Annotated in this window: 3 protein-coding genes; 1 reads left to right on the top strand and 2 read right to left on the bottom strand. The window is 36.7% G+C overall.

What is annotated here, in order from left to right; genetic code table 11:
* A partial coding sequence (locus ABXH34_RS18585; protein WP_353573383.1) for an OmpA family protein occupies positions 1-796 on the top strand: 796 nt, incomplete at its 5' end.
* Positions 797-818: 22 nt separating this feature from the next.
* Here ABXH34_RS18585 and ABXH34_RS18580 read toward each other — a convergent pair.
* Both ABXH34_RS18580 and ABXH34_RS18575 read right to left on the bottom strand, forming a co-directional pair.
* Complete coding sequence (locus ABXH34_RS18580) at positions 819-1,694, bottom strand: AEC family transporter (RefSeq protein ID WP_353573382.1); 876 nt, start codon at positions 1,692-1,694, stop codon at positions 819-821.
* Between the two features lie 57 nt (positions 1,695-1,751).
* Positions 1,752-2,087, bottom strand: coding sequence for a S24 family peptidase (locus ABXH34_RS18575; RefSeq protein WP_353573381.1), 336 nt, complete (start codon positions 2,085-2,087; stop codon positions 1,752-1,754).
* Positions 2,088-2,449 lie beyond the last annotated feature (362 nt).

Here is a 2,449-nt window from a genome sequence, read left to right as displayed (position 1 = left end):
CAGTTATATAGAGAGTGAGGATTTATTTCATCCAGGATTTCACAAAGGTCATGTTATGCAAAAAATTCGAATAACAACGATAGACTTTACAAAAAGTCTGTTAATTTCACTTATGTGTCTATTTTTACTACAGGCTTGTGGTGGTATTCCAGATAAAAATCAGCTATTAGAACAAGCACGTACAACCTATGCAAAAGCTGAATCGATGCCATCAGCAGCAGAGCAAAAATATACTTTAGCTGAAGCGAAAATCGCATTGAAACAAGCAGAACAATCACAAAATGAACGGGATATTCAGGAATTTGCACGGATTGCTATTGAAAAATCAAACTTGGCGATGGCAAAAGTTGATAAGCAGCCTAAAAAAGCAATATCACTTCTTCATAGCTTGCGTGAACCGACTACGAGTCCTCCGCCTTCAATAAAAATGGAATCTTACAAAATAAATAATGGGATGGCCTTTGTTTTACCAAGCCCTCCATTATTCGATGAAAATCAGAAAAAATTAGAAGATTTAGCTGCTATTCAGCAAATTGCTCAGTTTTTACAAAAATATCCGAAACAACAAGCTTTAATCGAAGGACATACCGCCGCGCGTGGCAGTAGTGATTTCAATGATGGTTTGTCTTATCGTCAAGCCAATTCGGTGCGTTTTGCTTTAATGCGTCAAGGCATTGCCTCAAATCGTTTAATCGTCAAAGGCTTAGGCTCTAGCCAACCTATTGCAAATAATCGTTTGAAAAATCCACGAATTCAAGTGACGGTTTCAAATCCAATAGGCCTTGCGGCTAACTAATATGAGCAGGGTATGGATATTTTTATAACGTCCATGCCAATGCAATCGGCAAACTTATCAAACTCAATACATTACCAATTAATACGATGGATGCAACTTTGTGTGGTTCTTGGTGATATTGTTCGGCAAAAATATAATTCACTACTGCAGGTGGCAAAGCACAATAAATTAATAACACACTTTGTTGTGATTCAGGAATAGTTAAATACGGTTGCACCAATACATATAATAAAATTCCAATCACAGGCGACACAATACCGCCTAGCAAACCAATCCGCCAATAATTAAAATCAATGTCAATCAAGCGCACGCCTAAAGTAAATAACATCAACGGCACTGCAATTTGTCCCAACATATCAAGGGGAACAAGTAGCCATTCTGGTAATTGAATCTGCAACAGACTAAGAGTGATACCCAATAAAGTCGCGATCACCATTGGTAAACGGAAAATATGCCACCATTTCGTGTGTTGCCCCATAATCGAATTGGTCACAATGAAATTAAGCATCGTGGACAAAATAAACAACAATGCGGCAATCGGTAACGCATCTGCACCAAAAGCAAATAATACGATAGGAATACCCATATTGCCCGTGTTACCAAACATCATTGGTGGAATAAAAGTTTTTGCCTGAATCTTAAGCCTCGCAGCAAAAGGTAATAACAAAATACCTGTTAATAAAATGATACTAACCCAAACTAAAGCCAATTGTTGGTAGTGCATCAGGTCGAATGATTTGTCAGATAAAATCGTGATGAGCAGTGCGGGAATAAATACATCCATATTGAGTTGATTGGGGATGCGCATATCGACGGGGCGATAACGAGTATATAAATAAGCAATGAATACAATGAAAAAGATGGGGAATAAAATACTGACAATGCGTAGGATTAACATAAGGGGATGTGATTCGAAGTCGTAAAAAAAAGGTGTACTAGACACCTCATTATAGCATTACAAATAATGTTTATGCTCTTTGCGGCGTGTACCACTACGTTGCACAATGACACCTTTCACCGCATCCACCCCAGAAATGGGAACAGTCGGGTATTTGTCGTTAAGGGGTTTTAAGTAAAAGCTTTTCTGTTCATCAATAATCAATTGCCGAAAAATATACTCATCTTCCAATACTGCTAATACATAGCTTTCATTGCTGACCACGGCATCCTTATCAATGATAATGATATGGCCTTCTCTAAATTCGGGTTCCATGCTGTCGCCAAGTACCCGCAAAGCAAATGGCTCGTTACTATCACACTCGGTCTTTCTCATCGGGTCTTCTTGTTGCATTGCTCGCTCCTTAAATAGATAATAAACTGTGTTGATTAAACTTATTGTGTTGTGCTGGGAATGAGTGTTTGAATATCGTTGTTTTATTTTAAACTGATTGATATTTAAAATATAAAAAGACTGTTGATCCTAACATACAAACCGAAATTGACTATACAATTCAGATCATTAGCTCATTCCAATAATCTCGCCAATATCCATTTTATCATGTAGTCTTAAATATATAAAAAGTACAATTGTCTTTTAATTACAGCAGCCAAAAGGTAGGACTCTTATGACTAAAAATCAGATTCAAAACTATTTAGACAAACTAAACATACATAAAAATATAACAAACTTAGAAAATATAAAAACTCTAACTT

Source organism: Candidatus Albibeggiatoa sp. nov. BB20 (assembly GCA_016744725.1).
Taxonomy (GTDB): domain Bacteria; phylum Pseudomonadota; class Gammaproteobacteria; order Beggiatoales; family Beggiatoaceae; genus Albibeggiatoa.
The sequence above is the reverse complement of the archived record's forward strand: the minus strand, read 5'-3'. Positions and strand labels throughout refer to the sequence as shown.